22 protein-coding genes and 1 pseudogene are annotated in these 24,024 nt (G+C 61.2%); 9 read left to right on the top strand and 14 right to left on the bottom strand.

The genetic code is table 11. The features are described from left to right. Window positions 1-29 precede the first annotated feature (29 nt). The 3 genes from cydD to DDD63_RS05020 are packed head-to-tail and all read left to right on the top strand — an operon-like array spanning window position 30 to window position 5,141. Window positions 30-1,673, top strand: a complete 1,644-nt coding sequence (gene cydD / locus DDD63_RS05030; RefSeq protein WP_108715450.1) for a thiol reductant ABC exporter subunit CydD — start codon at window positions 30-32, stop codon at window positions 1,671-1,673. Then, the gene (gene cydC, locus DDD63_RS05025; RefSeq protein WP_108715449.1) at window positions 1,670-3,433 is read left to right on the top strand and encodes a thiol reductant ABC exporter subunit CydC; all 1,764 of its coding nucleotides are present in this window, start codon (window positions 1,670-1,672) and stop codon (window positions 3,431-3,433) included. Before cydD ends, cydC begins: the two co-directional genes overlap by 4 nt. A gap of 13 nt (window positions 3,434-3,446) precedes the next feature. Next, window positions 3,447-5,141 (top strand): GAF domain-containing protein, encoded by a 1,695-nt coding sequence (locus tag DDD63_RS05020; RefSeq protein WP_108715448.1) that lies wholly within the window; start codon window positions 3,447-3,449, stop codon window positions 5,139-5,141. Here DDD63_RS05020 and DDD63_RS05015 read toward each other — a convergent pair. From DDD63_RS05015 to DDD63_RS04980, 8 genes are all read right to left on the bottom strand, one after another. Then, complete coding sequence (locus tag DDD63_RS05015; RefSeq protein WP_108716656.1) at window positions 5,138-5,755, bottom strand: response regulator transcription factor; 618 nt, start codon at window positions 5,753-5,755, stop codon at window positions 5,138-5,140. The genes DDD63_RS05020 and DDD63_RS05015 overlap by 4 nt on opposite strands. 120 nt (window positions 5,756-5,875) lie before the next feature. Further along, window positions 5,876-6,718: a bifunctional DNA-formamidopyrimidine glycosylase/DNA-(apurinic or apyrimidinic site) lyase gene (gene mutM / locus DDD63_RS05010; protein ID WP_108715447.1), complete on the bottom strand. Its 843-nt coding sequence runs from the start codon at window positions 6,716-6,718 to the stop codon at window positions 5,876-5,878. Then, window positions 6,711-7,391 (bottom strand): ribonuclease III, encoded by a 681-nt coding sequence (rnc, locus tag DDD63_RS05005; protein WP_108715446.1) that lies wholly within the window; start codon window positions 7,389-7,391, stop codon window positions 6,711-6,713. The genes mutM and rnc overlap by 8 nt, the downstream gene beginning before the upstream one ends. Then, window positions 7,388-7,954, bottom strand: coding sequence for a YceD family protein (locus DDD63_RS05000; RefSeq protein ID WP_108715445.1), 567 nt, complete (start codon window positions 7,952-7,954; stop codon window positions 7,388-7,390). Before DDD63_RS05000 ends, rnc begins: the two co-directional genes overlap by 4 nt. Further along, complete coding sequence (locus tag DDD63_RS04995; RefSeq protein ID WP_108715444.1) at window positions 7,945-8,526, bottom strand: hypothetical protein; 582 nt, start codon at window positions 8,524-8,526, stop codon at window positions 7,945-7,947. The genes DDD63_RS05000 and DDD63_RS04995 overlap by 10 nt, the downstream gene beginning before the upstream one ends. Then, a complete protein-coding gene (gene coaD, locus DDD63_RS04990) occupies window positions 8,526-9,014 on the bottom strand; it encodes a pantetheine-phosphate adenylyltransferase (RefSeq protein WP_108715443.1) in 489 nt (162 codons plus the stop codon). The genes DDD63_RS04995 and coaD overlap by 1 nt, the downstream gene beginning before the upstream one ends. A gap of 9 nt (window positions 9,015-9,023) precedes the next feature. Further along, on the bottom strand, window positions 9,024-9,581 hold the full coding sequence (gene rsmD / locus DDD63_RS04985) for a 16S rRNA (guanine(966)-N(2))-methyltransferase RsmD (RefSeq protein WP_108715442.1): 558 nt from the start codon (window positions 9,579-9,581) through the stop codon (window positions 9,024-9,026). Between the two features lie 64 nt (window positions 9,582-9,645). Next, the gene (locus tag DDD63_RS04980; protein WP_108715441.1) at window positions 9,646-11,799 is read right to left on the bottom strand and encodes an ATP-dependent DNA helicase RecG; all 2,154 of its coding nucleotides are present in this window, start codon (window positions 11,797-11,799) and stop codon (window positions 9,646-9,648) included. A gap of 282 nt (window positions 11,800-12,081) precedes the next feature. Here DDD63_RS04980 and rpmB point away from each other — a divergent pair, with 282 nt between their 5' ends. The 5 genes from rpmB (at window position 12,082) to DDD63_RS04955 (ending at window position 16,133) form a co-directional block, all read left to right on the top strand. Continuing rightward, on the top strand, window positions 12,082-12,273 hold the full coding sequence (rpmB, locus tag DDD63_RS04975; RefSeq protein WP_108715440.1) for a 50S ribosomal protein L28: 192 nt from the start codon (window positions 12,082-12,084) through the stop codon (window positions 12,271-12,273). 243 nt (window positions 12,274-12,516) lie between these two features. Beyond that, a complete protein-coding gene (locus DDD63_RS04970; protein ID WP_108715439.1) occupies window positions 12,517-14,277 on the top strand; it encodes an alpha/beta hydrolase in 1,761 nt (586 codons plus the stop codon). Between the two features lies 1 nt (window position 14,278). Beyond that, the gene (locus DDD63_RS04965) at window positions 14,279-14,959 is read left to right on the top strand and encodes an LppA family lipoprotein (RefSeq protein ID WP_108715438.1); all 681 of its coding nucleotides are present in this window, start codon (window positions 14,279-14,281) and stop codon (window positions 14,957-14,959) included. Between the two features lie 281 nt (window positions 14,960-15,240). After that, window positions 15,241-15,798: an LppA family lipoprotein gene (locus DDD63_RS04960; protein WP_205647328.1), complete on the top strand. Its 558-nt coding sequence runs from the start codon at window positions 15,241-15,243 to the stop codon at window positions 15,796-15,798. Further along, window positions 15,795-16,133: a hypothetical protein gene (locus DDD63_RS04955; RefSeq protein ID WP_108715436.1), complete on the top strand. Its 339-nt coding sequence runs from the start codon at window positions 15,795-15,797 to the stop codon at window positions 16,131-16,133. The genes DDD63_RS04960 and DDD63_RS04955 overlap by 4 nt, the downstream gene beginning before the upstream one ends. 59 nt (window positions 16,134-16,192) lie before the next feature. Here the strand turns inward: DDD63_RS04955 and thiL are convergent, their stop codons facing one another. Then, the gene (gene thiL / locus DDD63_RS04950) at window positions 16,193-17,233 is read right to left on the bottom strand and encodes a thiamine-phosphate kinase (RefSeq protein WP_108716655.1); all 1,041 of its coding nucleotides are present in this window, start codon (window positions 17,231-17,233) and stop codon (window positions 16,193-16,195) included. 30 nt (window positions 17,234-17,263) lie between these two features. After that, window positions 17,264-18,466: a D-alanine--D-alanine ligase family protein gene (locus DDD63_RS04945; protein WP_108715435.1), complete on the bottom strand. Its 1,203-nt coding sequence runs from the start codon at window positions 18,464-18,466 to the stop codon at window positions 17,264-17,266. Window positions 18,467-18,709: 243 nt separating this feature from the next. Between DDD63_RS04945 and DDD63_RS04940 the strand changes: the two genes are divergently transcribed. Next, entirely contained in the window at window positions 18,710-19,342 is a 633-nt protein-coding gene (locus tag DDD63_RS04940) for a hypothetical protein (RefSeq protein WP_108715434.1), read from the top strand. A 79-nt stretch (window positions 19,343-19,421) separates the two neighbouring features. Here DDD63_RS04940 and DDD63_RS04935 read toward each other — a convergent pair whose 3' ends face one another. From DDD63_RS04935 to leuC, 4 genes and pseudogenes are all read right to left on the bottom strand, one after another. Continuing rightward, window positions 19,422-20,483: a lysophospholipid acyltransferase family protein gene (locus DDD63_RS04935; protein WP_164505462.1), complete on the bottom strand. Its 1,062-nt coding sequence runs from the start codon at window positions 20,481-20,483 to the stop codon at window positions 19,422-19,424. Next, window positions 20,461-21,782, bottom strand: a pseudogene (gene murA, locus DDD63_RS04930) (UDP-N-acetylglucosamine 1-carboxyvinyltransferase). Before murA ends, DDD63_RS04935 begins: the two are co-directional and overlap by 23 nt. A gap of 83 nt (window positions 21,783-21,865) precedes the next feature. After that, entirely contained in the window at window positions 21,866-22,522 is a 657-nt protein-coding gene (leuD, locus tag DDD63_RS04925; protein ID WP_108715432.1) for a 3-isopropylmalate dehydratase small subunit, read from the bottom strand. Window positions 22,523-22,546: 24 nt separating this feature from the next. After that, window positions 22,547-23,944, bottom strand: a complete 1,398-nt coding sequence (gene leuC, locus DDD63_RS04920; protein ID WP_108715431.1) for a 3-isopropylmalate dehydratase large subunit — start codon at window positions 23,942-23,944, stop codon at window positions 22,547-22,549. Window positions 23,945-24,024 lie beyond the last annotated feature (80 nt).

Genomic DNA, 24,024 nt, shown 5'->3' with positions numbered 1-24,024 from the left:
ACATACAAGAGGCACAGAGAAGGCCGCCTATGAAGCCACTTGATCCCCGCCTGTTGCGCTACATCCGCGCTGCCCGCCGCTACATTATCTTCCTGGCGGGCACGGGCATGCTGATAGCCGGCCTGATCGTCGCACAATGCCTGCTTATCGCACACGCAGCGGGTTCCCTGATCGATGGAGAGACTGACCTGGCGCCGATACTCCCCCTTATCGGCGCCCTGCTCTGCGTATTCGCTGCGCGCATCGTGCTCACCTACCTGCAGGAGGCCTTCGGGCATCGCGCTGCTCTGCGCGTGATGGCTGACCTGCGGACGCGGGTTCTCCGGCACGCGGGCGACCTCGGCCCGCGCTGGCTCGCCAATGGCCGCACCTCCCCCACGGTGACGCTGGTGACCGATGCGCTCGAAGACCTCGAACCCTACTTCGTCAAGTACCTCCCGCAACTCATCCTCTCCGTCACCGTCACTCCCTTCACCCTGCTCGTCATCTTGTGCACCGACTGGGTGAGCGCGCTGGCCATTGTCGTCTGCATTCCTCTCATCCCGCTCTTCATGGTCCTTGTAGGCCGCATGACGAAGACCTTCTCGGACTCGCGTCTAGCGGCCATGCAACGCCTCGGAGAACAGTTGCTCGATCTGTTAGCCGGCCTCAGCACGCTGAAAGCACTGGGACGCGAACAGGGCCCGCGTCGGCGCGTCCAGGAACTCGGCGACGATTATGCGGCAAAGACCATGCGGACGCTCTCAGTCGCCTTTCTCTCCGGTGCCGTCCTCGAGTTCCTGACGACTCTGTCAACAGCACTGGTAGCGGTGGAGGTCGGGCTGCGCATGGTTGCCGGCCATCTCGGCCTGGCAGCGGGACTCGCGATCATTATGTTGACCCCGGAGGTCTTCAAGCCCCTGCGGGAGGTCGGCTCCCAATTCCATGCCTCCGCCGACGGAGTCGCCGCAACCGAGCAGGCCTTTACTCTTCTGGATGAGTCGGCGCCGACCGCGTCCGGTCCTCGCCCCGCTCCCGACTTACAGCAAGCCACCATCACGATCAGCGCGTTGAGTGTTCACTCCCCGGAACGCGACACGATTGCGCCCTACCGGATGGACGCATCCATTCACCCGGGGGAAGTAGTGGCTTTGCGCGGGCCTTCCGGAGCGGGGAAGTCCACGGCAGTGCTCGCCCTCTTACAACTGCTGGAACCGACACACGGCAGTATCACCGTCGCCGGTGCGCCCCTGGCAGAGATTGATCAGGCATCGTGGTGGTCGCAAATCACCTGGGTTCCGCAACGCCCAACGCTGGTACCGGGAACCGTGCTGGAGAACCTGCAGACGGGCATCGGAGAGGAATTGGACGCGGCGGCCGCCCTGACCGGATTCGACCGTGTCATCACCACCTTGCCCAACGGCTGGCATACACGCATCGGACAAGGTGGTACCGGCCTGTCGCTTGGACAACGCCAACGCCTTGCGCTTACCCGCGCCCTCGTTGCCGCCCGCCCCCTGGTCATTCTTGATGAGCCCTCCGCCCATCTCGATGCCCTGTCCGAAGAACTCGTCTGCCAAGCCGTCCGCACGCTTCGCGCATCGGGCCATACGGTGCTGGTGATTGCTCATCGCAATGCAATCATCCGCGAAGCAGACCGTGTGGTCGATGTAGCATCGGGAGTGGCGCGATGAGTGTCGTTCTTCCCTCTTCCCAATGGCATGCCATTAGGCGCGCCATCTCGCTCCTGCGCATCGACCGCAAAGGGTTCGTTCTTTCCGTCGTAGCCGGTTGGGCAGGCCTGGGATGCTCGGTCGGCCTCGCGGCTGTCTCGGCCTGGCTCATCGCACGTGCCTCCCAGATGCCGCCAGTACTGGCCCTCGCCGTCGCCTCAACTGCAGTACGGGCGCTCGGGATCGGCAAGGCCGTCTTCCGCTACCTGAATAGGATTGCCTCCCATCGAATAGCTCTTTATGGCATGTCAACTCTGCGTGCCACAATCTATCAGCGCCTGGCGGACTCACCCACGGACGTGGTTACCTCCGTGCGGCGCGGCGACCTACTTGCCAGAACCGGTAAGGATGTCGACGACGTCGGCGACCTGGTCGTGCGTGCTCTGCAACCCGCCGCAGTGGCTGGGGCTGTCTGCCTGCTCTCCGTCGGTATCGTCTCCTCCTTTTCCCCCGCTATTGGCTGCGTGCTGGCACTATGTCTGCTGTTATCCGGGATCGGTGCGCCCTACCTGGCAATGCGCGGCGCATACCGTTCCGAACTCGCGCAGGTACGCGACCGAGCCGAGCTAACCACCCAGGCGCTCTCACTGCTGGAAGGCGCAGCAGAACTCAGAGTATCCGGCCGACTGGCGCAGGCCGAAGCAGCTGCTGCTCGCACGGAAACACGTATCATTCAAAACCGGGATGCCGCCGCCCGGCCCGCCGCTCTCGCCGCCGCGCTCGACGTACTTGCCATGGGTATCGCCGTCGTCGCTGCACTCGTGATCGGCGCGCAGCAACTCGCGGCGGGGATGATCGCCCCGGTTGAATTAGCAGTTCTCGTGCTCACTCCCCTTGCCTCCTTTGAGGCCACCGAGCCACTGGCCAAAGCTGCCACCACGTTGGTACGCTGCGGCGCGGCCTCCGAGCGTATCCTCGCCCTGATTGACCGCGCGGCTACACACCCCGAACTGCCGCCCACCGTGCAAGATGAACCTACCGGAGCAAAAGTCAGCGCCAACGAGTTGATCGCCACCAATGTGGTTGCCGGATGGCCGGGCGGCCCCGATGTCATCGGCCCGGTTTCCTTTCACCTATCGCGCGGGCAAAGTCTGGCCATTGTCGGACCATCCGGAGTGGGAAAGTCGACCTTGTTGTATACCCTGGCCGGTCTGCTGCCACCGCATGGCGGATCAGTTCGCCTGGACGGTGAGGAGATTTCCCAACTCGACCGGGGAGCGGTATCACACCTGCTCACACTCACCGCCGAAGACGCGCACGTATTTGCCACAACCGTACTGGAAAATCTCCGGGTGGCGCGCGGCTCTGTCACCGAGGCCGAAGCCGAACAGCTTCTGCAACGTGTCGGGCTGGCCGACTGGCTCCAACAGCTGCCGCACGGTTTGCACACCCCGCTCGGTACCGATGCCACTACCCTATCCGGTGGCGAACGACGTCGACTACTCCTTGCGCGAGCATTGGCAAGTCCCGCCCCCTTCCTCCTCTTGGACGAACCGGCGGAACACCTCGATACGGATAGCGCTGATAGGCTGATTGCGGATTTGTTCGCAAGCCGTGACGAGGGCCGTACGATTGTTCTTGTGACGCATCGGCTCGGGCAGCTTGCGGCAGCCGATCAAATCATTGTTATCGGGCAGAATGGTGCAATCCGGGCCGCTGGAACACACCGGGAACTTCTGCAACAGCTCCCGGAGTATGGTTGGGCTGTGAACCGCGAATAGGGGGGAGGATGCCATGAGTCAGAAGCCCCAGGCTGAGCTCGTCGCAGCCAGCGAGCAGGCTCCCGACGCAGTCACTCCTTCGGTAGCCGCGATCATCTCCTCCGCTTTCGAACTCACCACCCGGCTGGACCAGCAATCCGTGCTTCAGGCCCTCGTCGACTCCGCCGTTGCCCTGACCGGTGCCCGCTACGGCGCATTGGCCGTACTGGGCTCACACGGCGAGACGGCACAGCTCATCTTCACCGGTTTGGACTATCAGCGCGCGTCCGCCATCGGCCGCCCCGCACAAGATCGCGGTGTGATTGCGGATATTCCCGGCGAGGGGTACCTCATCATCGACGACCTATCCAACTACAGCAAGAACATCTCCTGGCCCACAAACCACCCGGAAATGACGAATTTCCTTGGGGTGGCGGTTCGCATTCGCGGGCGTCTGTTCGGACACCTCATGCTGGCGAATAAGACCGGAAGCTTCAGTTCCTCGGACGGCCAGAACATGCTGCTGCTGGCACAGGCAGCCGGCATTGCACTGGAGAACGCGCGCCTTTATGCCGAGTCAAACACTCGCGCACAGTGGATCGCCGCCTCCCGTGCCATCACCACCGCGCTACTGGAAGGAACGGATGAGGAGGAGGCGCTGCAGTTAATCGCCAAAGAAATGCGACGCGTCGCCAAGGCTGACGTTGCACTCATCGTACTGCCGTCGGTGGGTGACACGTGGGCATGCGAAATTGCAGATGGTGAGGGTGCGGAAAAACTCATCGGAACCGTTTTTCCGCCCGAGGGACGCGCGCAAGCCGTGATCCGCGAAGGATCAGGTCTGATCGTCGATACGATGCAACGTCAAAAGAACCTGCTGGTCGAGGGACTGGCACGCTTCGGACCGGCACTATATGCACCCATGGTCGCCCGCGGAAGCTCACAGGGCGTCATCGTCCTCCTACGTAACCCGGACAAACCGGAATTCGACCTCTCCGACCTCTCCATGGCGGAAAATGTTGCCAAACAGGCCGCGCTGGCTCTCGAGTTGGCCTCCGCGCGCCACGCCCAGGCCCAGGCGGATCAGATGGAAGACCGGGCACGAATCTCCCGCGACCTGCACGACTTCGCCATCCAACAGCTCTTCGCCTCCGGTATGGAACTCACGGCGGCGCGGGAAGACCTCGCCAACGAGGAAACCGTACCCCGGCCCGTACTTGCCTCCCTTGACCGCGCCATCAAGTCCATCGACGAATCCGTGGCACAGATTCGCCAGATCATCTACTCACTGCGCGACCCGCAGGCGACGGTACCGTTGGTTGATCGCCTGCGGCGCGAAACCACGTCCGCAACCAGCTCCCTCGGTTTCTCCCCCGGTCTGACAATCAGCAATCTGGGATCCATCGTCACCTCCGGCTCGCATACGGAGATCGACGATGAATTGGGCGCAGACCTCTCCGACGACGTCGTCGCCGTGGTGCGGGAATGCCTCTCCAACGCGGCACGGCACGCCCAGGCCAATACGGTTGACATCGCAATCACCATCGAAAGCCACCGTGTGAAAATCGTAGTATGTGATGACGGCCGCGGAATTGATCGCACGTCATCGCGCCGATCAGGACTGTCGAATCTCGCCGCCCGAGCCCGACGCCATCAGGGAACATTCTCCATTCGCCCAGTGCATGGCACAACGGGCACAAAAGTTGAATGGACCGCGCTGGTGGACTAGCTGTTCCGCCAACCGGCGGCTCGCTGGCCGGCAACCCAGGCGGCAACCTGCGTGCGCCGCTGCAACCCCATCTTTGACAGCAGCGACGTGATGTGGTTCTTCACCGTTTTCTCTGCGACTCCGAGCCGTTCGCCAATCTCGCGGTTCGACAGTCCGTCGCCGATCAGTTCCAGGACCTTACGCTCCGACGGTGTCAGATTAGCCGTTGGGTTATTGTGGTCCGCCCGCCGCCGGTTCACGGTCCGTTCATCGAGTAGTGTGCGCCCGGCCGCCACTGCACGGATGTTCTCTGTAATCTCGGCACCGCGCACCGACTTGAGCAGGTACGCCTTGGCTCCTGCAGCCAGCGATTCGGCCAGGGCGTCGTCGTCGTCGAACGATGTCAGTACGATGCAACGGGTGGTTGGTGAAACCTCATGCAACTGCTGGATAATATCGATACCTGTGCCATCGGGCAGACGCAGATCCACGAGGGCCACTTCGGGGTGCACGAGTTCCCCACGCCGCACCGCTTCTGCGACGCTTCCCGCCTCGGCGACCACCATCAATCCGTCGGCGCGGTCCACAACTTCGGCGATTCCACGGCGAACCACTTCATGGTCGTCAATGATCATCACTCTAATATCGTCGGTGACTGCCACCTCTACAGCCTCTCATCTCGCTAGCCAACTGAGATTCTATTCTAGATTTCACTGACCATCGGCTCATCGATCAGCTCCGGACCGCGCCATACGTCACAGTGGCTGGCAAAATGGGCAAAACACGGCCGAACGTCCCGATATGCGCAGCGTCTCAAGCGTGTTTCCGCAGCGACTGCACGGCCTTCCACTACGCCCGTAGGCCTGGAGAGAAATCTCGAAGTAGCCCGTTTCGCCGTCGACTCCCACGTACAGGGCATCAAAAGACGTTCCACCCACCATCAGCGCTGCCTCCAGAACCGCCGAGGCCTCCGTGTACAGGTGAAACACGCTCTGGCCAGTCAGCGTGTTCGCCGGCCGCAACGGGTGAATGCGCGCCGCGAACAGCGCTTCGTCCGCGTAAATCGATCCGATCCCGGATACCAGTGTCTGATCGAGTAACGCGGTTTTGATCGGCGTCTTCTTCCGGCACGTCCGCTCGGACAAACGCTGCCGGTCCAGCGCGGGATCCAACAGGTCACGCGCAATATGCTGCACCATACTGGGAATCGCACACCGTTGGCTGCCCTCACCGCCCGGAACCGCGCTGGGCGCCCAGAAATCTGGGGCGAGGTAGCCGAATGTTCGTTGATCGGCAAAGATGAGGCGTTGGCCGTCGTCGAGGGTGAGAACGGCGCGGGTGTGCCGCACGCAACCTCCCAGTCGAAACTGGCCGGACATTCCCAGATGGGCCACCAGTGCCGCGTCGCCAAGGTCGAACCAGAGGAACTTGCCTCGCCTGACCACGGCACTGATGCGGCTGTTCTTCAGCGGCTCCAACCCTTGCGGTGCACGGCGGACGACCCGCTCACCGTAGGACTTCACCCCAACAATCGTCCGCCCCAGCACATGCCGTTCCAGCCCGCGACGGATGGTCTCCACCTCGGGAAGCTCAGGCATCCGCCGTGATCATCTTGTAGGACGCTTCGGCGGCCTTATGCCGCGCGTTCTTCTGGCTTGAGCCGGTACCCGTACCCCACTGCCTATCTCCCATGTACGCGACGGCGGTGAATACGCGCTGATGATCGGGGCCCTCGCTGGTGACATCGAACTTGAGTGTTCCGACCATGCCGCGTTGATGCGCGATCTCCTCAAAACTCGTCTGCCAGTCCAGGCTCGGTCCGAGCGTACTTGCCTCGGCGATTCTCTCAGCGGTCAACCCCTCCACGATCCTTCGCGTCGGTTCCAGACCGTGTTGCAGGTAAGTGGCACCGATGAGCGCCTCCACAGTGTCCGAGAGGATGGAGTCCTTCTGCGCTCCCCCGCTTTGCTTCTCACCGCGCCCGAGCCGGATGAACTCTCCAATCCCAAGTCGATGAGCGATATCAGCCAGGCCCTTCTCGGAGACCGCATGCGTTTTCATACGCGACATGTCACCCTCGCTGGCGTCTGGAAACTCGCGGAAAACCATATCTGCGACGATCATGCCCAGCACGGAGTCACCCAGGAACTCGAGGCGTTCGTTGTGTTCTTCGTCGTGTTCATAGGCGAAGCTGCGATGCGTCAGCGCCAGGCGTAACAACGGTCGCGCGATATCGATGCCCCATCTATCAACCAAGTCGTGGTAGCTCACTGCTGCTCCTGATCGCGCAATTCGGCTTCCAGTTCGGCGAGGGCGTCAAAACGTGAATCGACCTGTTCGTGGTGATGATCCGTCGGCAATTCATCCCAGGGCTGGCCGCATTCGGAACACAGCCCGGGGCAGTCTGGGCGGCACAGAGGCGTGAATGGCAAGGCCAATACGACGGCGTCGCGCAGAATCGGCTCCAGGTCGATATGGTCGTGCTCTACCACCTGTGCCGCTGCCGCTTCTTCGTCACCCTCTGTCATAAGAGCGGAGCGTCGCTCCGGGTAAAACACGAGTTCTGCAACGGACTCTGCCGTATCCTCCGCGATATCCCGCAGACAGCGCGCGCACTGCCCGACCAACCGGGTCGATACCGTACCGGAGACGTACACGCCCTCGGAGACGGAATGCAACGTCAGTGCCACCCGCACCGGGCTGCCCGCGGGAACACCGATCATTTCCACGCCCATATCGGAAGGAGCATCGAGGGTCGCCTCCCAGTTCATGCTGGCACCCTCTTGGCGAGGCAATTCCACGATGGAAATGACATACGGACTTCTCAGATCCATGATTCCTCCTCGTCATTGTGCCGCTCGGCCAGCACGGCCCGGCCGGCACGAATCTGGCTGACAAGTTGATCAACGCGGTTCTGTACGCCCGCCACCAGTTCCTCGATCCCCCCGCCGAGCTCAGCTACATCGTTCTGCAGGGTGGCCAAGGTGCTGTCGGAATACTCGTCGGCACCTTGACGCAGTTTCTCGGCCTGAGATGTGGCCTCGTCCAGAATACGCTGCGCTTGTGCCTTTGCCGCGATGGTCACCGCGTCCTGTGAGACCAGCCGTGAGGCCTGCTGACGCGCCTCCTGAATAATATCCTCCGCATCCTGGCGCGCCCGCTGCACGATTTGCTCGCCTTCTTCCTGCGCCTCGGCAGCCACAGTATCGGCGCGCGCCAGCAGTCCGTCAGCCTGGACAATCTGATCCGGGACGATGTCTCGTGCCGTTTCCAGCAAATCCAGCAACTGCGAACGATTGACCATAACCGATGCCGACATCGGAACTGATCGCGCCTCGCTGACCAAGCCGATCAACTCTTCGAGAATCTCAACAAGGGATTGCCCCTGCTCTTCCTGCTCTGACATCAGTTCTCCCCGTTCTGGCGGACGCGTTTCACGAGTGCCTCCGCAACGTTTTTCGGTACCAGCCCTGAAATATCACCGCCGTGACTTGCCACATCCTTAACCAGAGAGGATGCCACATGCCCCAGGTTGGTATCGCCCATGATAAACACTGTCTCGATACCTGTGAGGTGTCTATTCATCAATGCCATGGCCTGTTCCTCATCGTAATCCGCTGCTCCGCGCAAACCTCTAATGATTGCGAAAGCGCCGATATCGCGGCAGTACTCGGCGATGAGACCGGGCAGGAGTTCGACGCGCACACCGGGGATGTCCGCCAACGCCTCGGACGCCAGGGCGCATCGCTCCTCGGCTGAGAATAGATACCGTTTTGCAGGGTTCGCTCCCACGGCCACGACGACCTCGTCGAACAAACCCCTCGCCCGACGAATCACATCCATATGCCCGAGGGTGATGGGATCAAAGGATCCCGGACACACCGCAATTGTCATATCTCCAGCCTAGTGCCCCGGAGAGCGGTGAATCGCACTCCACACCCGGGTGTCTCCCCAGTCACGGAAGTCTTGCAATTCCAGACCATCCGGCCAACGGGGTTCAGGAGAGCGTTTCGCCCGCTCCACGACGACGAGGGCATCATCAGCCACATGCGGCATAAGACCGAAAAGAATCTGCCCAAGCACAGCCTCCTCCAGCGCATACGGCGGGTCCAACAGCACGAGGTCAAATTCCCTACGCGGGGGCAGCGTCACCCATGACTCGGCCTTGGCGGTGTGGACCTGCACATCGAGGCCGAGGTTCGCCGCATTCTGCCGGATGAGCTTGGCCGCAGGGCGCGAGGATTCGACCAGTTCCACGTGTGCGGCACCGCGTGATGCCGCCTCTAGTCCGAGGGCTCCCGAGCCGGCGAATAGATCCAAAACGTTGCAGTCCGCGACATAGCCGCGATGCTCTAAGCGAGAGAATAACGCCTCGCGGACTCGCTCAGAGGTGGGCCGGGTATTCACCGTCGGCACTTTAATAACTCTGCCTCCGGCGCTACCGGCCACAATGCGGGTCATACCTGTCCCCTCTCTTTACGTACGTTATGGCACGGAAACGACAACCCCAAACGATGGCCGTCCCCTACCCCTTTTCCAGATAGTCGGCACGGCCTTCATCCAGTTCGGCGACGGCGGCCGCAAGCTCCGGATGATCTACAAGCGTTGGATCATTGGCCACCACCGCTCGGGCGGCGTCGCGCGCCCGAGCGATGAGTTCAGCATCACGTGTAACGGACAGAAACCGCAGGTGTGAGGCACGTCCCGACTGGCTGGTTCCCAACACGTCGCCTTCGGATCGCAATTGAAGATCGCGGTCGGCCAGCTCGAATCCGTCTGTCGTCGAAGCGAAAACCGCGAGTCGCTCGGCCGCCAAGGTTCCCGCAATTGCACGCGAAACTGCCAGGCAGGTGCCTTCCTTGCCGCCGCGGCCAATCCGCCCACGCAATTGGTGCAGTTGTGACAGACCGAAGCGGTCCACGTCGAGAATAACCATCAGGGTCGCCTCGGGCACATCCACGCCCACCTCAATAACCGTGGTGGAGACGACGATCGGGGTGTTACCGCCCGCGAATTCTGCCATGGCAGCAGTTTTCTCCTCCGTGCTAAGACGCCCGTGCATCACACCGATTGCGATCCCGTTCAACACCGGACGGCACCGCAGCTCCTCCGCCACATCCATCACGCTGGCAAGGTCCTCGTCCGGGTTCTCCTCACCGTCGATACGGGGGCAGACGACGTACACACGCCCCCCGCCATCGACTTCTTCCCGCGCACGCTCCCAGACACGAGCCATCCACCGCTCATTGCTGGCCGGAACAACCGTGGTCGCAACGCTTTTGCGCCCGGCCGGAAGCTCGCGCAGCGTGGAGACATCCAGATCCCCAAAAACACTCATTGCGATTGTGCGCGGGATCGGCGTTGCCGTCATGACCAGGGTGTGCACACCGCCCGCGAGGCGGTCACGTTGGTCGACGCCGAAGCGGTGCTGTTCGTCAACCACCGCCAGTCCAAGAAAAGGGATCTGCACGTCCTCCGAGAGCAACGCATGGGTTCCGACGACGATCCCCGCTTCTCCAGAAGCGATTCGCGCCAACGCCTGCCGCCGCTGTCGAACGGTAAGCGAGCCGGTCAGTATTTCCACCCTGGTTGCGCCTTCCGCCGCACCGAGCTGTCCGCCGAGCGCCAGCGGGCCGAGTAAATCTTCAATTGTTCGCAAATGCTGCCAGGCGAGTACTTCAGTGGGAGCCAGCAGGGCAGCCTGCCCGCCTCCGTCGACCACCTGCAGCATGGCACGCAGGGCAACCACCGTCTTCCCCGAGCCGACATCGCCCTGCAGCAGGCGTTGCATGGGTGTTGTGGTGGCCAATTCGGCCGCGATCTCTTCCCCAACCGCACGCTGACCCGTGGTGAGCCGGTAAGGCAAACGCGCGTCGAAAGCCTCAAGAATGCCGCCTGCGTGCAACGGGAACGCCGCCGTGGCACGGTCTTTCGCCATCGCGGCGCGCCGGGCCAGATTCGCCTGCAAAACGAAGGCCTCCTCGTGTGCCATGCGGACCGTCGCCTGCTTCCAGGAAGCGTCGTCGTCGGGCATATGTAACGTACGCACGGCGTCGTAACGGGCGGGGAGGCCGTGCTGCTGCCGATACTCCGGAGGCAGAGGATCCAGCAAGTCGGCCGGTGTGATGGACGGAAGGACTGCCGTGATCGCCTTCTCCACCTGCCAGGACGGCACCCGCTCGGCAGCGTGGTAGATCGGAATCGGCCGTTCCAGGCGGGCTAAATCTGGTTCGTCCTCCACGAGTTCATACTCGGGATGGGTCAGTTGCAGTTGGCCGCGGTAGGAGGAGATTGTTCCGGAGAAGGTGGCGACGGTGCCCACCTGTAGGCGGCGTTCGTGATACTGCAGCGGGCGGCTGCTTTTGCCGAAGAACGTCAGCGCCAGGTCGTATGTTCCGTCGGTGATGCGGACCTGCAGGATATAGCCGCGCCGGGCATTCATGGGGCGCAGGTTGGTACCGATCACGCGGGCGATTACCGTCACCGGTTCGCCTTCGCGCACGGCCGCAATGGGCATGAGTTCGCCACGGTGGGCGAGGCGGAACGGAAAATGATAGATGAGATCACCAACGGTATGCAGGTCGAGTTTAGCTAGCGCGTTTGCGGTACGTTTACCCAGAGCGCGCTCCAGCGGGCGGGTCAGCGCCGTCCACCCGTCACTCGTTACCGCCGTCGACATCTGCCCTCCTCGAGCGTTTCGATACTCCATCCGCAGGCATGCATCACCCGGAACTCCGCGTACTGTGCTCAGCCTACCCGTGCCCGTTGGTGCAGCCGTATCTCATCCCCGGGTATTGTGGCCAACGGCGGTACGCGGGAGCGCCCCTGTACGTGCGCGATACCACGAACGGCGTGCTTGGACAGCGTCGGCTTGGCCGCCTATACTTTATGAGTTGCCAGTCGCCGACTGGTGGTTAGGAGACGCCGCTGGCGTCCCGTCAGCGATCGAAGGAGAAGAACCGTGGCTTCTGTTTGTGATGTTTGCGGCAAGCACCCGGGCTTCGGTAAGAGCGTCTCGCATTCCCACGTGCGGACCAACCGCCGGTGGAATCCGAATATTCAGCGCGTGCGCGCCGTTGTGAACGGTACAACCAAGCGCCTTAACGTTTGCACCTCGTGCATTAAGGCCGGCAAGGTCGAGCGCGCCATCTGAGCCGCACTGCTTAACGCTAGGGGTCGCCTCCGGGCGGCCCTTTCTGTTTACCAGTGGGCCCTTCTCAGCGTTGAAGGTCTAAAGGCCGGATTGAACCAGTGATTCGTCTCTTGCGAACCAACCCACACCCGACCACCAAACCCCACCCATCTACTCGGCAAAGTGGTGGTGTGTTCTATTTCTCTGGGGTAGGGTGTCGGTTGTCCCCATTTCCGGTTCCCTCTATCGGCTCGAGGTCTCGACATGGCAGCGTTTTCTGATTTGTTGTTGTGGAAGGGCAGGTTGCTGAGGGAGGCTGCGTCTGAGTTGCATGCGAAGGCGCTCAAGTATGACTACGTGCGTGAGCAGTTGGAGTCAATCAACTCTGATGGCGAGTTGGAGGGTGCGTTCGCGACGGCGGAGATACACTCGCGTAACGCGCTTGCCGATGATGCTGCCGATATTGTCACCTTGTATGAGAAGGTTGCGAGTCGTTTCCGGGATGCTGCCGAGGAGGTGGACCGTATTTGTTCGGATGCGTATGCCCTTAAGGATGAGGCGGCTTCTCATGATGTGACAATCAACGAGGATGGCACAGTGTCGGGTATTCCCGTGCGCTGGTGGGATCCGGGGCCGGTGACGATGGAGAAGATTACCCCTACCGCGCAAGAAGAAATTGGCAGTCAAGTCCACCAGTTGATGCAGCGCGCCGAGCAACTGTTACAAGTCCTCAAGGGAGTCTACGAGGAACTAGCCGGGACAGAGAAGCTTGCCACGGGCGCGGATACGTCTATTATTCAGGCCGGGGTCAGTCAGCCTGATCCGGGGTGGAGTCCGCACGAGGTCAACGATTGGTGGACGGCGCTCACACCGGCCGAGCAGCGCGAGATCGGTCTTAATCATCCGGAGTGGATTGGCAATCTGGATGGGATACCACTGGATTGCCGGTCGAAGGCGAATACGATCCGCCTGTGGAGTGATCCTGATTATGAAGCGTTGCGCGCGGTGGTTGATGAACTTGATCTTCGTGATTATGTGGAGGATAACCCGCGTGATCGTGAGCGAGCTATCGAGTTGTGGGAGACGCTGAAGAAGTATGCGCCAGACGGGCATGCGGCGGCTGATAAAGTGTTCACTGTCGAGGCGCTGCGGGCTCATTTCCCGATGGAGAGCCCGCAGGCTTTGTGGGATTCCCCGCCGGGGCAGTACAGTCTGCTGGTCTATGATTTCAACGGCAGTTCGGAGCATATGCGTGGTGTGATCGGTGTGGGCGATATTGATCACGCGGAGAATGTTGTCACCTTCACCCCGGGTATGACCTCCAATGTTCTTGAGAACCTGGCAGGCACTCCAACCTCTTGGGGATACGACGTACAGAACATGAACACCGTACTGCGGGAAGCAAGTGTTCAACTAAGAAGTAATCCCGCTCGTGCGAGCGAAGAAGCGGCTGGTGTGGTGTGGTTGGATTATGAGCCGCCGGATATGAATGAGCTTTTGCCCCTCCCCACCCGTGGGGCCGTGCGCTCGCCTCTTACCACGAATATGGCTGATGATGGCGCGCCGCGGTTGAGTGTCTTCCTGGATGGCCTGGAAGCCACGCATGCTGCGGGTGATTTCAATTTGACGAATATGGGGCATTCGTTTGGTTCTCTGACTGCGGGTCTTGCCGCGCAGGAGACCACCGCTCCGGATAACACCATCTTTATCGGTTCTCCTGGGGTGGGAACCATCTCGAATGCCGAGCTGAATATGATCGGTGGGCATACCTTCGTCGGGGAGGCCGATGGTGATGCGGTTGCCGATCTGGGCTGGTATAGCCTGGACCCGGATCGCGTGCCCGTCTTCGAGAACTTCAGCACCGACGCTACTACCGATGTTGACGGTACCCGCTACGAAGGGTCCGAAGGACACTCAGAGTACCTGACCAAGCCGAAGAACCCGACTATCCGTTCCACTACCTCCGTGCACAATATTGCCAGCATTATTATTGGTGAAGGTATGGCAATCCCCGACAAGGACTGATATGACAACACAGCACCACCACCATATGCGGGCACGCCCGGCCCGCCTCGCCGCCGTCCTCACAAGCCTGTGCTTGCTTGTTACGGCCGGGTGTGCGGACACGCGCAGCAAGTATTTCGGTGAGCCTGTGCAGCAGCAATCCGTCTCCGATATCCCTATCTCCCAGGCCCGCGCCGAAACCCTCACCCTCCTCATCAGCATCTACGACATGCTCTCCGACAAATACGACGTCGGAGAATGGCCGGCCTTTACCACCACGGACCAGGCTGCTCTCACTGCCGGACTGCAATGCCCAGACGGCTACACCTCAGAGACATACCATCTAGCCTCGTCCACTCGTCCATTGACCGAGGAGAACTGGGACCAAGCCCTCCAAGACGTCTATGAGTTAGCGAAACCCTACGGTTTTACCTCCCCAGAACCCTACGTTCATAGCAAAGGCAACGCCGCTATCCTCGTCAACCCCGACAATGGTGCTGCCATCATACTGTCGTACGTGGGGATCACCGCAGTCACCATTGATACTGGCTGTGCCCGTGGTGTTGGGTTTGATGACTGGCCCGAGGGTACCGAGCCCATCCCGGAATACCTGCGCGGTTCCGGCCGCGGCAGGTGGGCCACCATCGAACCCGAAGAATGGCCCACCACCACACCCGACCCCAGTACTGGGGCAACACCATGAACAACACCCCACGTGCCGCACGGGCACTCCACCAGTCAGCGCAGTGCCACCGATCTCCCACCAGAGCACACCACAGCCGCTGGCACCACGACCGGTGGAACCACCACCCTCATCAGGAACACACGTATTCCGACCGGAAACGCTGCGGCACCCCGCCATCCCCACATTCAGAGTGCGGCCGGTCGCCTCGAGCGCGGGTGCTTGGCGTCGTGCTTGCCGTAACGTGCCTGGTCGTGGCTACGGGGTGTGCGGACACGCGCAGCAAGTATTTCGGGGAGCCTGTGCAGCAGCAATCCGTCTCCGATATCCCTATCTCCCAGGCCCGCGCCGAAACCCTCACTTTGCTTATCTCTATCTACGACATGCTCTCCGACAAATACGACGTCGGAGAATGGACACCCCGCACCACCGCCGACCAAGCCAGCCTATCGGCTCGCATCGACTGTCCAGAAGGCTATATCTCCGAGAGATATACGCTGGCAACATCGACTTTTCCGTTGACCGAGGAGAACTGGGACCAAGCCTTACAGGACGTCTACGAGCTAGCGACACCCTACGGCTTCCAAGCCCCAGAACCCTACGTCCATAGCAAAGGCAACGCCGCCATCCTCGTCAACCCTGACAATGGTGCGACTGTCCTTCTCAAGTATGAGGGGGCAACTGCCGTTATAGTCGACACTGGCTGCGCGCAAGGTGTTGGATTCGACGACTGGCCCGACGGCACCGAGCCCATCCCGGAATACCTACGTGGCTCCGGCCGCGGCAGCTGGGCCACCATCGAACCCGAAGAATGGCCCACCACAACACCAACACCTGTAACTGAGGAGACAACACCATGAACAAGAAGGCTTATATCAACCTGAACGTTCTGGCCTCGCTGGTACGAAATACGGAAGACCTCGGCAACGTCATCGATGGGACCGGCAATGGCGATGCCATCCGGGCATCCAATGACGGCATCATCAACGGCCACCTCGGTGCCAGTGCCGAAACCGCCGCCAAGGCGATCGAAACCTCCCGCACCACATTCGTACAACGCCTCAACCAGCACGCCGAAGCAACCAAAGCCGGATACGAAGACTTCCAAGCACAAGAAGAAAAGGTCACAGCCTCATTCAATAGCCTCTCCCTGCCGCCCTACACCACCGGACCCCTCCAGAATAAGCCCCTCTAGAACTCCCCGGCATACAGACACAAGGTACACACCCAGCTTCTCAGTGGGCGGCTATCCCCTCATGCACCACCAAAGTGGTCCCAGCCCCCGGTAAGAGCAATCTCTCGCCCGTCAACGGTCACCAGGCCGCCGTCGTGTGCCTCTCGCACCGTGCCAATGCGGGTAAAACCATCTGGCAAGGTCGGCGTGTTCAGCCCCCATGCCCGCTCGGCGTGCACCCGCAAAGTCCCGAGGAACCCGTGATCCTCTCCCCCGCTGAGGGCAGTCTCCAACGCCCACTGCCACGGATCGGCCATTCCCATTCGCCGTCCGATTCCAATCAGCGGATGTATGGAGTCCGCCAACCGCGTTGATTCGATATCAAGCCACACACCGGACGCCTGCGCCATACGCCGCGCGTCACGCAGTAATCCATCCGATACGTCCATGAAGGCACCGATGGCCCCATCGCGGCACGCAGCCAATGCCTGCCGCAGGGGCGGCTTCGGGCGTAGAAAGTCGTCGATGGCAAGGCTTTCTTCATCCAGAAACGCCGCCCGCCGACGCGCGTAGCCATGTCCCAACAAGGCCATCCCAGCGGCCGCCCGGCCAAGCACCCCCGCGTGGATCAACGGTTCGCCGGAACGAGCCGCGGAGCGAAGAACCGGGTCACGCCCTTCCAGTGCGCCTAGCACGGTCACCGATATCGCAACCTTGTTACCGCCCACCAGATCCCCGCCGTCGACACCGGTGCCACACAGCGCACAGGCGGCAGCCATGCCCCGGGCCAAGCCTTCGACCCATACCACCGGTAAGTCTCCGGGCAGTTCGAGAGAAACGACTAGGGAGATCGGCACAGCACCCATCGCCACCGCGTCGGCAAGATTCTGCATCGCCGCTCGCCAACCGACATCCTCGCCACTGGACCAGCCGCGCCGAAAATGCACATCTTCAACCAGCATGTCCGTGGAAACCGCAACCCGGCCATCAGGAACCGGCAAGACGGCACTGTCATCACCGGACGGGACCACTACCCCGCTCGCCGATGGCAGATACTTGCGCAGAATCGCCAGCAGATCATCTTCGCAAAGGTCCCGAACACGCCCACTACTGAGAGCCACGCTCTTCACCACGGCACCACGTCCGCCCCGTCAGCGCAGACCAAGCGGACGCTCCAATGCGAGCGTGATGAGTTCGTCGATCAGTGCGGAATAGTCGAGTCCGGTTTTCTGCCACAGAATCGGATACATGGATACTGCCGTGAATCCGGGAATCGTGTTGTGCTCATTGACGACGATCTCGCCTTCATCGGTGAGGAAGAAGTCCACCCGCGTCATGCCTTCGCATTCGAAGGCTTCAAAGACCTTGATCGCCATCGCCCGCATTCTGGCAGCCGTATCGTCATCCACCGCCGCAGGAATCTCCATGTGGAAGCCCTCGGTCTGAATGTACTTCGTCTGGTAGTCGTACCACTGGCTGTCCAGCACGATTTCACCGAGTACGGAGGCTCGAGCCGACTCATCGCCATGCCCGCCCAGAACCGCACACTCGATCTCGCGGCCAGCCACACCCTGTTCGATGATGACCTTGGGATCCGTTTCCTGTGCCAGTTGCACCGCCGCGGCCAACCCACTGGCATCCTCGACACGTGAGATACCGAGAGAAGAACCGGCACGGGCAGGCTTGACGAATATGGGATACCGTAACCGCTGTTCGACTTCCTGGAGTATGGCATCACGCTCCGTACGCCACCGCCGCGCGGTCACCAGAACGTAAGGCGCCACCGGCAAGCCCGCCGCTTCCAGTACCACCTTCATATAGTGTTTATCCATTCCGGCTGCCGAGGCAAAAACACCCGATCCTACATACGGAATACCGGTCATTTCCAACATGCCCTGGATTGTGCCATCCTCACCGAAGGGGCCGTGGAGCAGTGGGAAGGCGACATCGATACGCCCTAACTCGCTGAGCACGGGGCCGCACTGCTGTCCGCCCAGCGTCGCCAGAGCGCCATTGACCTCCCTAGTCTGCGCCGTCGTCGTGGCAGAGGACGCGTTGTGCGCGTCATCGCTTGGCACAGTGCTGACCGAGTAGGCGACACCGTTATCTTTCTGCTTGCCCAGCAATACTTCGCCGCTTGAAGCGGCAACCTCGCCGCGCGGTCCAGCAGCTTCCAACACGGCCGGATCTTGTACACCGGGAACCCAGGTGCCATCCTTGCGGATACCGATCGGAAGAATCTCGTACTTCTGCGGGTCCATTGCGCGCATCACGGAAGCCGCAGTCAGGCAGGACACCGAGTGCTCGCCTGACACACCGCCGTAAATTAGCGCGACCCGTTTCTTCGATGCCACGACGCTGCCCTTTCATATCGAACCCGGCGCTACCAATGCCTAGCCTAGCCTGTCATGTGCTCTCACGCCGAGTGTCAGCGCCGGAGGCACCGGCAATCTTCTTGCCCACAGTGTCACAGTTCGATCTCGTTTGCCCAGTCGAGCGCGGTGTGCGCACGCTTCTAGGCGATCACGGCCTAGAGTTAATCCTAGTGATCCGCGGGTGTCGTCATGTCGGCACCGTCGACATGACCAGGAGGACTTATGAAGCGCGTCCGTCACCTTGCACTGTGCTTCGCCGTCGTGGCAGGCCTGAGTGCCTGTACCGGTTCGGAATCGTCTTCTCCTTCAACGTCCCCACAGACAACCCCGCCGAAGAGTTCCACCAGCTCGGCGCAACCGTCGACGGCGGGTACGACACCCGTGGCGACGCCGTCGGACCCGGATGAGGCGGATGATGGCTTTGTCACCGGCATGTCGCAGAGCGAAGACTACCTCAATGTCTCCGGTACCTACGTGCCGGTGTCCTCGCGTCTGGGTGGGCACGACGGCTACGACCGACTCGTCGTCGAATACTCCGCTGGCGACGGTGATCTGCAATGGTACGCGCAGTGGGTAGACGAACCGATTAGCGACGGCAAGGGAGACCGTATCGACATGGGCGGCGCCACCTACCTGCAAGTGTCAGTCAGCGGAGTCACTTACCCCGAGCAAGCAGACCCACCGTCACTTAATCCCGCCGCAGTGGCCGATACAACCGTTATCCAAGACGCCGATGTGGCCTATCCCTTCGAAGGATCTCACCTCATTTACATCGGTACAGACCGCGAACGCTCCTATCGCATCACGCGTCTCAGCGATCCGGACAGAATCGTCATCGACATCGCACGCGACTGAGAGCACAAGAGAACGTTCACGCGTACGCACGGCCGTGCATGCTCCCCTGCCGCTCGAACACGGCATATGCCGACGCCGGTCAATTCCCGCGTCGGCCATCACGGATACGACGTAGAAAGGCGCTCGTACCTAACAGTCCGGTTGTCAGCAGCAGCCGCGCCCTCCTTCGTTCGGCTCGACGACGTCGTGCCTTGTTACGGGCGTTCTGCACACGGTACGGGTCACCGTCGATGGTCCGGTCCCAGCGGCGCTTCCGCGGCGTCAGCCCAGCAGAAGCCGGGTCCTCGGACCGCAGTAGCGCCAGCTCGTCGGTGATCGTCGTCATCATCGACTCTGTCATGTCGGTGAGCAGCTCATAGGTCGCGTCACTCCCCCAGAACTGTTTTAGGTTCAACGGCGCGGTGAAACGCACATCCAACCGTGAGGATTGCCGCCCAAGCCTTTGCCAGGCCACTTTCCCTGTCCATGGATCGATAAGGCCCTCATTGCCCCAATGGGCGAGACCTACCACCGGCACACCCGGGAATCTCAGGGCCAACCGTGCCGCACCGGTTTTTGCCCGCATTGGCCACTTCTCGGGATCGCGAGTGAAGGTTCCTTCCGGGAAGACGACGACGCATTCGCCCCGTTGCAACCTCTCGGCCATCTCGGTCATAGCGGCAGCTGCATCGCCTTCGCCATCATCGGAACGGTGAACCGGAATCTGGCCCATTCGCCGCAGAATCCACCCCACCACCGGCACCCGGAACAGATCCGCCCGCGCTGCGAAATGCGGGGCGATCCCCGCCTCATAAAGCGCGACGCCCACCGTGAGCGCATCAAGGTGGCAGGTGTGATTGGCGACAACCAACAGGGGGCCGGTAGGGAGCGTCGCCGCACCGTCGACTCGCATATCCTGTATGGCATGCGTGAGCGCCACCAACGGTGGCGCGACAAGGCGCATCACCAGTGGCCCCGGCCGCTGCCCGCGCCGGGACCGCCAGGCAAGGCGTGTGTGGGCGCACCGCGTCCGCAATCTGGAGAAGAGTCCAACGTCCTCGGCCACTCCTCCTCCCCGCAGCGCCGCCACATTCACTGCGGCAAGAGCCGAACAGCTCGGCTCATCGACCGCGCGTGCCTCACTCCGCAATCTTTTCAACATCTGCGCCCAACGCTCCGAGCTTCTGCATGAAGTGCTCGTAGCCACGGTCAATGATGTCGATACCGGAAACGAGTGAGCAGCCATCGGCTGCCAGAGCCGCGATCAGATGGGAAAACCCGCCGCGCAAATCGGGCACTTCGATATCTGCGGCGTGAAGTTTGGTCGGCCCCTGAATAACCGCCGAGTGATAGAAGTTACGCTGACCGAATCGGCACGGCAGTCCGCCCAGGCACTCTCGATAGGTCTGGATGTGGGCACCCATTTCCACCAGGGCTTCGGTGAAGCCGAAGCGGTTCTCATACACGGTTTCGTGCACGATCGAGATTCCGGAGGCCTGCGTGAGAGCGACGACGAGCGGCTGTTGCCAGTCGGTCATGAAGCCGGGGTGAACGTCGGTCTGCAGTGCCATCGAATGGAGCTCACCGCCCGGATGCCAGAAACGGATGCCGTCGTCGCGCACATCGAATGCTCCGCCAACCTTGCGGAAGACATTGAGGAAACTCGTCATTGCCTGTTGCTCGGCACCGCGTACAAAGACGTCTCCGCCGGTTGCCAGTGCAGCGCAGGCCCAGGAACCGGCCTCGATACGGTCGGGCAGAGCCGTATGGGAGAAGCCGACGAGGCGATCAACGCCTTCGACGCGAATTGTCCGATCAGTGTCCACCGAAATAATCGCACCCATCTTCTGCAACACCGCGATCAGATCCATGATTTCCGGTTCAATCGCAGCATTAGTCAGCTCTGTGATACCTTCGGCCATTACTGCCGTCAGCAGGGTCTGCTCAGTTGCACCAACCGATGGGTACGGCAGGCGGACCGGACGCGCCTTGAGCCCCTTCGGCGCAACCAAATGCATACCGGCCGGCTCTTGGATGCGCTTGGCGCCGAAGTCCTCCAGCACGTTGAGATGGAAATTCACGGGGCGGTCACCGATATGGCATCCGCCTAGATCCGGGATAAAGGCCTCACCGAGGTTATGCAGCAGCGGTCCCGCAAACAGAATGGGGATGCGCGAGGACCCGGCCAAACGGTCCATTTCCTCCGGATTCTCGGGCAGGTGGGTAACCCCGGGGGTGATGGATAGAGTCCCGGCTTCCTGGTCATAGTCGACCTGCACGCCGTGTAATCGGAGTAGCTCCGTAACGACCTCAACGTCCCGGATCAGGGGTACGTTGCGTAGCGTCGAAGTCTCGGGGGCAAGCAAGGTGGCAACCATTGCCTTTGACACGAAGTTCTTTGCCCGCGTACGGTGATTTCGCCAGAGAGCGGTGTTCCGCCTTGTACCCGGAGTTTCGTCATATTCTTCCCTTCGGCACCCGGCCAACCGTGTTCGCCCAGCTGGCCGCCTTCTAGAGAACTGTAGGCTATACCAGAATAGCTCTCTAGGCCAACGGTGCATCTCCACTCACCGGGCGCGCGGAGACCACTTCAACTGCGGGAAGGTGCTTTTGGGGTAGAGTCGCGGGTTTGAAACTCGGGCGGGCCGCCTCGTACGCCGTGATAGCAGCCTCATCGCGCAGAGTCAGCGCGATATCGTCCAGCCCTTCCATCAAGCACCAGCGGGTGTAATCGTCAAGCTGAAAATCGCAGATGAAGGCACCACAGCGGACCTGGCGTTCGACCAGGTCCACAGTTACTTCCAGCCCCGGCTCGTTTTCGAGAAGCTTCCACAGTTGCTCAATGTCTTCCTGGGTACACACCCCGGCCACTAGGCCCTGCTTGCCCGCATTGCCGCGGAAAATATCCGCGAATTTCGGGGCGAGCACGGCGCGGAAACCATAATCCTTCAGCGCCCACACCGCGTGCTCGCGCGACGATCCAGTGCCGAAATCCGGGCCCGCCACCAGCACAGAACCACGCCGGTACTCCTCACGGTTGAGCACGAATGCAGGATCGCGCCGCCAAGCCGCGAATAGTGCGTCGTCGAACCCGGTCCGGGTAATACGTTTGAGGTAAACGGCAGGAATGATTTGATCCGTATCGACCGCCGAGCGGCGCAGCGGAACTCCGATACCGGTATGAGTGGTGAACTTCTCCATGGTCTCGTCCTCTCGATTCGTCGCTCAGTTCAAATCCGCCGGGGTAGCGAAGGTACCTTTCACTGCGGTGGCCGCAGCCACCAGCGGTGAGACCAAATGCGTCCGGCCACCAGGCCCCTGCCGTCCCTGGAAATTACGGTTCGACGTCGACGCGGAACGTTCACCCGGCGAGAGCTTATCGGGATTCATGGCCAGGCACATGGAACAGCCCGCATTTCGCCATTCCGCGCCGAAATCGAGGAATATCCGATCCAGGCCCTCCGCCTCTGCCTGCAGACGCACGCGGGCGGAGCCGGGAACTACAAGTACCCGCAGCCCCTCCGCCTTCTTCCGTCCCTTGATCACGGAGGCGACCGCACGCAAATCTTCGATTCGACCGTTAGTACACGAACCGATGAACACCGTATCAACCGCAATCTCGCGCATGGGTGTGCCCGGAACCAAGCCCATATACTCAATGGCCGACTCCGCCGCCCGCCGCTGGGTCTCATCGGCGATATCCGATGGCTCAGGTACGACGCCGGAGATGGGAATGCCCTGCCCGGGATTGGTCCCCCAGGTAACGAAGGGCTCCAACTCGGATGCATCCAGATCAACAACCGCGTCGAACACAGCGTCGTCGTCGGAAATGAGGGTCCGCCAGTACGCGACTGCCTCGTCCCAGTTCTCCGGCGCGTTGGGACGTCCCTTGATGTAGTCGAAGGTTGTCTCGTCCGGGGCGATCATGCCGGCCCGGGCTCCCGCCTCAATCGACATATTGCAAATCGTCATCCGCGCTTCCATCGAGAGCGAACGGATCGCCTCGCCGCGATACTCAATGACATGACCCTGCGCACCATTGGTGCCGATTTTCGCGATGATGGCGAGAATAATGTCCTTGGCGGTTGTTCCCGGCTTAAGCTGGCCGCTCACGTTCACGGCCATCGTCTTAAATGGCGCCATGGGAAGCGTCTGCGTGGCCAGTACGTGCTCGACCTGCGAAGTGCCGATACCGAAAGCGAGCGCTCCGAAGGCTCCGTGCGTCGACGTGTGCGAGTCGCCACACACGATGGTCATACCCGGCTGTGTGAGTCCCAGTTGCGGGCCGACGACGTGCACAATCCCCTGATCCGCGTTACCTAGCGAGTACAGCGGTACACCGAATTCCTCGCAGTTCTCACGCAGTTGGTTGATTTGTGCGCGCGAGGTCTCGTCGGCAATTGGCAGGTCGATATTCACCGTTGGAGTATTATGGTCCTCGGTTGCAATCGTCTGTTCCGGGTGACGAACGCGTCGACCGGCTAGTCGTAGCCCTTCGAAGGCTTGCGGGCTTGTCACCTCATGGACAAGCTGCAGGTCGACATATAGCAAGTCCGGGGAACCGTTCTCCCCGTGCTTAACGATATGATCGTTCCAAACCTTTTCTGCGAGGGTTCCGCTCATTACTACTCCTTGCTGGCCGTGAAACTACACTCGCGCAATGCGATACTGCCACGCGTTTGCATCTCACGCTTTGAGATGAG

The sequence above is a fragment of the Actinobaculum sp. 313 genome (assembly GCF_003073475.1).
GTDB lineage: Bacteria > Actinomycetota > Actinomycetes > Actinomycetales > Actinomycetaceae > Asp313.
This window is presented reverse-complemented; position numbering and strand designations above follow the sequence as displayed.

What these genes read in the sequence shown, in the direction of transcription:
- DDD63_RS04965 (WP_108715438.1), top strand. Translation starts at nt 14,279, where the DNA reads ATGACAACACAGCACCACCACCATATGCGGGCACGCCCGGCCCGCCTC.
- DDD63_RS05015 (WP_108716656.1), bottom strand. Translation starts at nt 5,755, where the DNA reads ATGATCATTGACGACCATGAAGTGGTTCGCCGTGGAATCGCCGAAGTT.
- DDD63_RS04970 (WP_108715439.1), top strand. Translation starts at nt 12,517, where the DNA reads ATGGCAGCGTTTTCTGATTTGTTGTTGTGGAAGGGCAGGTTGCTGAGG.
- mutM (WP_108715447.1), bottom strand. Translation starts at nt 6,718, where the DNA reads ATGCCTGAGCTTCCCGAGGTGGAGACCATCCGTCGCGGGCTGGAACGG.
- DDD63_RS04935 (WP_164505462.1), bottom strand. Translation starts at nt 20,483, where the DNA reads ATGTTGAAAAGATTGCGGAGTGAGGCACGCGCGGTCGATGAGCCGAGC.
- cydD (WP_108715450.1), top strand. Translation starts at nt 30, where the DNA reads ATGAAGCCACTTGATCCCCGCCTGTTGCGCTACATCCGCGCTGCCCGC.
- DDD63_RS04955 (WP_108715436.1), top strand. Translation starts at nt 15,795, where the DNA reads ATGAACAAGAAGGCTTATATCAACCTGAACGTTCTGGCCTCGCTGGTA.
- leuC (WP_108715431.1), bottom strand. Translation starts at nt 23,944, where the DNA reads ATGAGCGGAACCCTCGCAGAAAAGGTTTGGAACGATCATATCGTTAAG.
- leuD (WP_108715432.1), bottom strand. Translation starts at nt 22,522, where the DNA reads ATGGAGAAGTTCACCACTCATACCGGTATCGGAGTTCCGCTGCGCCGC.
- DDD63_RS04940 (WP_108715434.1), top strand. Translation starts at nt 18,710, where the DNA reads ATGAAGCGCGTCCGTCACCTTGCACTGTGCTTCGCCGTCGTGGCAGGC.
- coaD (WP_108715443.1), bottom strand. Translation starts at nt 9,014, where the DNA reads ATGACAATTGCGGTGTGTCCGGGATCCTTTGATCCCATCACCCTCGGG.
- DDD63_RS05020 (WP_108715448.1), top strand. Translation starts at nt 3,447, where the DNA reads ATGAGTCAGAAGCCCCAGGCTGAGCTCGTCGCAGCCAGCGAGCAGGCT.
- DDD63_RS05000 (WP_108715445.1), bottom strand. Translation starts at nt 7,954, where the DNA reads ATGGATCTGAGAAGTCCGTATGTCATTTCCATCGTGGAATTGCCTCGC.
- DDD63_RS04995 (WP_108715444.1), bottom strand. Translation starts at nt 8,526, where the DNA reads ATGTCAGAGCAGGAAGAGCAGGGGCAATCCCTTGTTGAGATTCTCGAA.
- rsmD (WP_108715442.1), bottom strand. Translation starts at nt 9,581, where the DNA reads ATGACCCGCATTGTGGCCGGTAGCGCCGGAGGCAGAGTTATTAAAGTG.
- DDD63_RS04980 (WP_108715441.1), bottom strand. Translation starts at nt 11,799, where the DNA reads ATGTCGACGGCGGTAACGAGTGACGGGTGGACGGCGCTGACCCGCCCG.
- cydC (WP_108715449.1), top strand. Translation starts at nt 1,670, where the DNA reads ATGAGTGTCGTTCTTCCCTCTTCCCAATGGCATGCCATTAGGCGCGCC.